The organism is Clostridium sp. Cult2 (assembly GCF_021655075.1).
GTDB lineage: Bacteria > Bacillota > Clostridia > Tissierellales > Tepidimicrobiaceae > Schnuerera.
In genome coordinates, this window is sequence record NZ_PPXX01000029.1 from 1 (window position 1) to 7332 (window position 7332).

Sequence of the window (7332 nt, forward strand, 5' to 3'; positions counted from 1 at the left end):
TTGAAATCAAGGAGTTTCTATTGTATCAATATTTAAGTTCTTTTATGTCTAATGACTCCAATCTTAATACAATTTAGCAATACTCGATTAACGCTAAAAAGTGCATACCTCAAATTCTAGAAATTTTAGATATACTACTAATTATAAAATACTTAAAACCTTATTTCAACCTATTCCTTCTTTATCAACACCATACACTCCATATGGATTGTGTGGAATAAAAGAAAAAAGCCAGAAGAAAAATTATCCACTGACCCTTCATAACAAAACAGACCAAACCGCCCCTCTGTGTTGTTTTTGTTACAAGGAATTATGCTATTTTACTATCTGGTAGCCTTGCAATAAAAATTGTCCATACAAGAAAAAAGGATATTAAAGGTCTCTAACGAATAGTTATTATTAATGGGATTTTTGCCAATGTACTAGTTTTAACTAAAGATTAAGCTATAACGAAAGATATTCATAAATTTAATACAGGTTATAATAAAACTAAAAGAAAGGAGGATTAAGTTATGAAGGCTAAAGAAAGATTTAAGTATTTATTGATTGGGATGATTATTATGACAGTGTTTAGTACTGTGGCACCAGTAATAGCAGCTATGGTACAAAAACAAATCATAGTATCAACGGGAGTAAATATTTATGTAGATGATGTAAAATTAAATCCAGTAGATGGTAACGGAAAACCAGTAGAGGTATTTATCTACAATGGAACAACATATCTACCTGTTAGAGCAGTTGCAAATGCAGTTGGAAAACCTGTTTTATGGGATGGAAAAACAAGCAGTGTATACTTGGGAAAACACGATTCAAATGAGCCAACTGCGATGTTACATGAATTGGACTACTTTGATAGTAGCCAAAAAAATGGTTTTGCAATTCTGAAAGATGTGGAAGATAATTTAGCGAATAGTTATAATTATGGTGTTACAGTAGTAAGCCCAGGTTGGTCGATTAATGAGGGTTGGCAAACTTATTATGTTAATGGGATGTATAGTAAAATTAAAGGGAAATATGCACTAAGTTATAAGAATAGAAATACTACAGTAGAGAGTAGACTTAAAATATATGGCGATGATAAACTATTATATAATTCGCCTGTTATGACTGGTGGAGTAAAGCCTATTGATTTTGAGGTTGATTTAACAGGAGTATTGGAGTTAAAGCTAGAAATTACCAATAGTAAATACGATAATACTCCGTTATTAGTAGATGTGGGACTATATCAATAATACTATATGGACATAAGGAAAGCTTATTAATAGGGTGAGATATTAGGTTTAAATCCATTATTATTTTCCAGTATAAGTAATTAAACGAGATGATGAAGTTGAAAAATTTCATACTAAAGATTAAGACAAATAGAGATCTGATTGAGAAGTTATTGTCAGAAATACTTATATACGAATTTCCTTTGAAGCAAAAATAATGAAGGGGTTATTGCTTCTTCATTATTTTTTACTCTGCCCACATCGTTCACGATGTGGGCGATGATATTTATATAAAAAAGAAGGATTTAGGTATAAACAATAACAAAAATACTAGTTAGGAATATTACCCCAATACCTTATCGCTAAATTGTGCACACCCCTGTTTAAATTTATTTCATTTATTTCTAATAATTAGATAAAACTTGTTGGTGAATTTCGACAAAAAGTGGAGTCTACCTGGTACCTTTGCGAGGGGAAGAGCTTTTTCCCCTGAGCTTGCTAATATTTCTACAGATCAAAGAATTTTTGAGAGTGCAACATTTCAATACGTTTTATATCAATACCACATTCAGATAAACTATTCTTCATCCGCTCCTCATCTTCACAATTGCGATAGTAGACCTTCCACTTAGCAGTATTCTGCGTTAATTCATCAATACTTCTAAAATATGGAATGTCTACACCAGCGAGTGAATGGCCTATAACAGATATTTCGCCAACATTTTCACCTGATAATAAACGTAGTTTTGGCATATATCTGCTAATGTTTTTATATGTATGATTATAGTAATCCTCTATAACTCTACAAATACTTATTTCCTTTTCACTGAATAAATTTTCTGCCTCATATCGCTTTTCTCTGATTCCTTCAATTCTATCTTTATTACCATGTCCCAATACTGGGTCTCCATCCCGTTGACGTAAAGAGCCATGAATATGTATCACTCTATCTACATCTATTCCATAAACCCTTTCTAATACAGCTGTATAATTAAAAGTAATATATAATGCATCATTACTGCTATTAATTAGGGATGTTTTTATAGGCGTATCTCGGATTCTAATAGTCCTTACCCACTGTTTCATATATTTAGTCAGTAAAGCAATATATTTATATTTATCTGTGAAATAGTCATAAAGAGTATCTTCGATTCCTACATCTCCGCTCTCTAAACCCATGTCTATACTAACAGCTTGTTCAATCATTACCTCTTCGCTAATATTTGCAAGATTTGTTTCTAACTCATTCCAAAGCATTATTTTTTTAGCTTCATCATCCCAACTTGGGTAGATATAATATTCTTCTTCAAATGAATATAAAAACTCAGGATACATTTGTTGTAGGTATGTCCTAAAATCCCAGTATCTAGTAGGTAAATCATGAGCCCTGTCAAAGCCATTACCTATTATAAAAAGTTGCAAACTATCACCCCTTAAAGTTAAAATCTATTTTCATAAGAAATTGACACCTAGCAATACTGGTAAAATTTAACTTTTTAATCATAAGAGTTTTTTGTCAGTTTAGTACTCATATTTTCTTGAACACGATTTAGAAAGTTTTTATCGAATTTTAAAATATTCATTGCTTCTTCTAGATATTTTACACTCTTTTCGATGTATCCCTGTAAAATTAAAGCAGCAAAACATTGAGCATCAATAGTATGTTTTCTTTCCAAGTTAAAATGAATATCTCCATAACTATGTGCAGATGGATTTCGTAACTCATCAAAGAGTCTTAAATAGAATTCCCAATAACTTAGCTCGGCTCTCTCAAATATTTCATCTGGATTTATACCAATAGTATCTATCCACTTTTGTTTATGCGCTAATATTCTACTAAATTTCTTATTATTAGGTGGTTCTCCCAAAATTGATTCTGCACAACGACAAGCCTGTACTATAGCACTCTCCATATTAGTTATAAAGTCTGCTTGCTCCCATAATTCAGGTTCATGTGATTCATGTTTTTTATATTTAGAAAGCCCTAATTCACATATCAAACAGCAATAATGAATTTGAAAAGAAGACAACAACAAGGAAATAGCTGTATAACATCTGCAATATCTGTTGCCTTTAACACTTCACCATTAAATAAAAAGTGCAAATCAAAATTACTTACATCTAGAAATTCTAGGCTCTCAATTGAGTCTAAAGGGGAAAAATAGTATATTATTTTGTATTCAAATTTCCTTTCAAAATCTACGGCTTCAAATGCCCTATAATATGATAAAGCAAAATTCATCATACTACCTGCTGTTTTCCAGAAGTCTTTCTTTTTCACTGAAATATCTATATCAGAAATAATAGCTGAATTTTTATCTTTTGTATGTGTCCAAATATAAATCTTTTCATGTTCTGTTTCAAATAATAAATTATATTCTCCAACTGTGGGTGCAAAACTATTCTCTATGCTAATACCCCTTATAAAAGCATGGTGTCCTTTTTCATTGGGAACATCAGGTGGATATTTAATAAGCAATTCTTTTTGCCTTATGGAGCTTTCTTTCAAAATTTCTACTAACTTATCTTCAAGTTTACTAAACATTTTTTTCACCTTATCTTTAAAGTTAGCAAAATCTATAAATTGAAATTAATTAATACTTTTTGACAAGCATCTTAAAATACAAGCATATTATGTTAAGTTCTCAGTATCAATTGTTTCAATATTTGTATTTCCACCTAATGCAGAGGATAAGCCTGCTATTACCAAGCCAACTGCTGCTAAGCCTAACCCTTCCATAATTGCAATAAACTTTTTATTCTCCGAATCTTTTTCTCCCATCATTTTAGAAACTTCAAGCATTTCATCTATTATGTACTTCCTTTCTTCAAACGAAAGTTTCTCATCTTCAAGTTGCTTTTGTAAAGCTTCAATTATTGATTTGCACGCATCGTAATATGATTCAACACTTTCTCTATTTGATTCTAAACCTTTATTCAATGCATTTTTATATTCATTCAGAATTTCCTTTGCTGTATTCGAGAAATCAGGAAATTGCTCTATTGCTTTCTTAGCTACCTCAGGATCCATCTTATCTAACATTGATGCCATAGTGATAACTTTGTCTTTTGTAAGATATCGAAAATCCTCAATATTTAATTTTCTTAATACCTTCTGTTCCGTTAATGGTCTGCTCATAGTAACTTACCCCCTGAAGAAAATTCTTATTTCTTTACCTAAATTATACCTTATAAAAGATATGTAAAACCACCCTTAAATAAAAAATAGCCGAGATATCCCCGACCTCAATTACTGCACCCTCTATTTTCACCTTGCACACCCCTAAACATAGCAACTCTTAGGATAATTAAATTGTATCAATCTCTGCAAGATTATATCTAAAATTCTTTTATAACCCCAATTTTTAAATACTTTAACAGTTTCATTAAAAATAGGCGTAAATCCGAGATCTAACTTCCCATATATATGCTTAACCGGTGAATCTATTTTATTCCAGTTCATTTTGTAATTTCCTCCTTTTATAAAAGTTTTATATTTTTTAAGACACACTTTCCTACACATATACATCAATTGTTTTAATACATATCCTTGATTTCCTTTATTTTATCATATACATTAACTAATTTCTATTAAATTTTATTGGAAATGAAAAGTAACCCGCTAGTCTAAGGCTCTGTATCCTTTAAACTAGCAGGTTCTAATTTCTCATATCATTTCCTGTTTAATTTTAGTTCCATACTAATTAGTATTTTTTAATTGTGCATCAATATCTCGTCCCCCATACATAACACGGATTATGGTTACTATCTTATCCGCAATATTTGGAATATAGAACACAATGAAATTGTCTACTGGCATTTTGTGTAATCCCCTACTATACCATGGTTCATTCTCAAACGTCTTAAATCTATTAGGCATTTCATCTAAACTCAGTATGGCTTTTTCAATTCTTTCTAATTGCCTAACTGCTATTCCAGGTTCAAGTAGTGTAAATGCAATATATTCATATATATCTCTTAAGTCTATCTGTGCTTGTTCCGTTAATACTACTTTATATTTCATATCCCATAATCCCTACGGATGTCTAAAAAAGCTTTATCCACAGATTTTATATTCCCTTGAGCAATATCCGCATATCCCTTCTCAAGCTCTGCATTTAATTCTTTCTCTGTTAAATCAGCTACTTCAACAGGCTTTTTTATAGGAAGCTTAATGTCAAAAGGAATTCCCCTTTGCATAACAACCTGCTTCAAGAACATATTTACTGCATTAGACATAGGAATTCCTAATTGCGAAAGCACTAACTCCGCCTGTTCCTTAAGTTCAGGTTCAAGTCTAATATACAAATTTGTTGTTTTTGCCATTATTAATCACTCCCTCTATATATAATATTATATAACATTGAATTTACAATAGCAATACATATGCGTAATGAGTAATTAATATAAAGTAGTATAACTCTTCGAGTATTATATAATCATATATATCTTTTATATCAAAAACAACGAAAACCCCTTGAAATCAAGGAGTTTCTATTGTATCAATATTTAAGTTCTTTTATGGTGGAGTCATGGGGACACATACCCTATCAATACATCTATCCTGTCTCCTCAACCCTATCCATTCCAAGACAGTTGATATGTTCCCTTAAACAATAAAAATAAGGGTTTCCAGACACCCCGTTTTACACCCTTGTTATCAACACTACCGTTTCCACATGCCTTGAGAGGTCAATAAAGATGTCATAGGTTGATATTACCCCCTTGGTGGCAGTTCTGAACTCTATTTCCATAATATATACTCCTGAATCATACCTATTGTTCTATTATGTTTTTTTATTTTAGATCATACTACTAAATAATATAAGGATATATTGGAGTAACAGTATATCCTTATATTTTCTTTATTAAATATAATTTAGTTTAAATTGTATTTTACGAAAGCCACACCCTTATACTCTGCAGTGTCCACCATTCCATTCTTCTTATATAAGCTTATGGTTTCTTTAGTATTATCCGTCATTAAAACTATCTGACGAATTAATTTATATTTTTATAAAATTAATTTTAATAATTTACTTCCTATACCTTACCCTTGATATTCTTTCAAAATTAGTATGTCTTGAATATATATAATTGTATGATTATCTCCTACAACACGAATAAGACCAACTAATTTATCATTATCCCAAGCCGTTAGCACTTTCAGAGAATTATTAATAGCATTTTTCAACCTAACCCTTTCTTTTGTATATACATACCACTCTACATCTTCATATAAGTTCATTACTTCTTCCATTTCAGGTATAATGTCTTCTTTAATTTTTATCCTATTCATTATTTTACTCCTCAAATTTGATTATCTAATTTGAAGAAGATTTCTTAGTCTACCCACCTCATCCACTCCTTTAAATTTTTATACTTAAAATATGGTAATTATAATGATCCTGAAATTTTAATGACCCCTGAACAATGTGATACTTCAATAAAGTTAATATTCTTATCAAATAAGGCTTCTTTTAACTCTTCAATAACAAAATAAACTTCTTCATCATCCCAATATTCATTATAATTTATTTTGCATTTTTCTAATAATTCTCTTGATCTAAAAGCTATATCCCCGATAATGATTTTACCATCTTTATTAAGGTAATTTTCAAGTTTTTCAATAAACCCATTTTTCTCTTCATCCTTTAAATGGTGCATTGCATATGTGCTAATAATATAATCAAAGGAATTATCTTTTATTTCTTTTGGTAACCCTTTTGAAAAGTCATATTTAATTAAATTTGCAAGAGGCATTTTTTCTTTTGCTATTTCTATCATCTTTTGTGAAAAATCTATACCGTATATTTCATAGCCATCATCATAGAGTTTTTTAGTTAATATTCCTGTACCAAATCCAATATCTAATATTCTTGCTTTTTCTTTCTTATGAACTATATTATAAATAGTATTTAAAACATCTTTATAACCTGCAAATGGATATTCATCATTTTCTTCGCTTAATTCAACACTTTTGTCATATCCATCTGCCCATAAATCAAAACCTTTATTATTTAGTGTATTTGTCAACTGAAAACTATACCATATTTTAATCGAAAACTGGGCCAGTTGAAATAAAAAAAATTAATTACTTTTCTCTAACCACTCTTTAGTT

Annotated in this window: 10 protein-coding genes; 1 reads left to right on the forward strand and 9 read right to left on the reverse strand. The window is 30.2% G+C overall.

Going from position 1 to position 7332, the window contains the following annotated elements; genetic code table 11:
* Positions 1 to 512 precede the first annotated feature (512 nt).
* Positions 513 to 1232 carry an NPCBM/NEW2 domain-containing protein gene (locus C3E90_RS03265; RefSeq protein ID WP_236914170.1) on the forward strand — a complete coding sequence of 240 codons (720 nt, stop codon included), beginning with the start codon at positions 513 to 515 and terminating at the stop codon, positions 1230 to 1232.
* A 486-nt stretch (positions 1233 to 1718) separates the two neighbouring features.
* Here C3E90_RS03265 and C3E90_RS03270 read toward each other — a convergent pair whose 3' ends face one another.
* From C3E90_RS03270 to C3E90_RS03310, 9 genes are all read right to left on the reverse strand, one after another.
* Positions 1719 to 2633 (reverse strand): bacteriophage abortive infection AbiH family protein, encoded by a 915-nt coding sequence (locus tag C3E90_RS03270; protein WP_236914171.1) that lies wholly within the window; start codon positions 2631 to 2633, stop codon positions 1719 to 1721.
* Between the two features lie 74 nt (positions 2634 to 2707).
* On the reverse strand, positions 2708 to 3124 hold the full coding sequence (locus tag C3E90_RS03275) for a hypothetical protein (RefSeq protein ID WP_236914172.1): 417 nt from the start codon (positions 3122 to 3124) through the stop codon (positions 2708 to 2710).
* An 83-nt stretch (positions 3125 to 3207) separates the two neighbouring features.
* Positions 3208 to 3756, reverse strand: a complete 549-nt coding sequence (locus tag C3E90_RS03280; RefSeq protein WP_236914173.1) for a hypothetical protein — start codon at positions 3754 to 3756, stop codon at positions 3208 to 3210.
* 87 nt (positions 3757 to 3843) lie between these two features.
* Positions 3844 to 4350: a hypothetical protein gene (locus tag C3E90_RS03285; protein ID WP_236914174.1), complete on the reverse strand. Its 507-nt coding sequence runs from the start codon at positions 4348 to 4350 to the stop codon at positions 3844 to 3846.
* Positions 4351 to 4494: 144 nt separating this feature from the next.
* A complete protein-coding gene (locus C3E90_RS03290; RefSeq protein ID WP_236914175.1) occupies positions 4495 to 4674 on the reverse strand; it encodes a hypothetical protein in 180 nt (59 codons plus the stop codon).
* Between the two features lie 237 nt (positions 4675 to 4911).
* Positions 4912 to 5235 (reverse strand): type II toxin-antitoxin system RelE/ParE family toxin, encoded by a 324-nt coding sequence (locus C3E90_RS03295; RefSeq protein ID WP_236914176.1) that lies wholly within the window; start codon positions 5233 to 5235, stop codon positions 4912 to 4914.
* Positions 5232 to 5537 carry a type II toxin-antitoxin system RelB/DinJ family antitoxin gene (locus C3E90_RS03300; RefSeq protein ID WP_236914177.1) on the reverse strand — a complete coding sequence of 102 codons (306 nt, stop codon included), beginning with the start codon at positions 5535 to 5537 and terminating at the stop codon, positions 5232 to 5234. The genes C3E90_RS03295 and C3E90_RS03300 overlap by 4 nt, the downstream gene beginning before the upstream one ends.
* A gap of 724 nt (positions 5538 to 6261) precedes the next feature.
* Positions 6262 to 6510 carry a GNAT family N-acetyltransferase gene (locus tag C3E90_RS03305; RefSeq protein ID WP_236914178.1) on the reverse strand — a complete coding sequence of 83 codons (249 nt, stop codon included), beginning with the start codon at positions 6508 to 6510 and terminating at the stop codon, positions 6262 to 6264.
* A 98-nt stretch (positions 6511 to 6608) separates the two neighbouring features.
* On the reverse strand, positions 6609 to 7247 hold the full coding sequence (locus tag C3E90_RS03310; RefSeq protein ID WP_236914179.1) for a class I SAM-dependent methyltransferase: 639 nt from the start codon (positions 7245 to 7247) through the stop codon (positions 6609 to 6611).
* Positions 7248 to 7332: the final 85 nt, after the last annotated feature.